The organism is Streptomyces sp. SID11385 (assembly GCF_010548245.1).
Lineage (GTDB): Bacteria > Actinomycetota > Actinomycetes > Streptomycetales > Streptomycetaceae > Streptomyces.
In genome coordinates this window covers 1-259 of sequence record NZ_JAAGLR010001047.1, presented here as the reverse complement: position 1 = coordinate 259, position 259 = coordinate 1, and the positions used below count along the sequence as shown (strand labels likewise).

Below are 259 nucleotides of genomic sequence, written 5' to 3'. Positions count from 1 at the left end.
CCATGTCGATGTTCACCGGCGACAAGAAGCAGGGCGGCAACGTCGTCACCACGCTCAACTCCGCCGCGCAGAAGGCCGCCTTCACGGGTCTCGGCGACAAGAAGGGCGCCGTCGCCGCCCTGGACCCGCAGACCGGCGCCATCCTGGCACTCGCCAGCACGCCCTCGTACGACCCGTCGACCTTCGCCGGCAACTCCGACAAGGACTCCAAGGCCTGGCAGGCGCTCCAGAAGGACAAGGACAAGCCGATGCTCAACCG

At 67.6% G+C, this 259-nt stretch carries 1 protein-coding gene; it reads left to right on the top strand.

Features of this window, described 5'->3' with window-relative positions; translation table 11 throughout:
• The coding region (locus G3I42_RS31985) for a penicillin-binding transpeptidase domain-containing protein (protein WP_275405313.1) at positions 1 to 259 on the top strand (259 nt) is incomplete at both ends.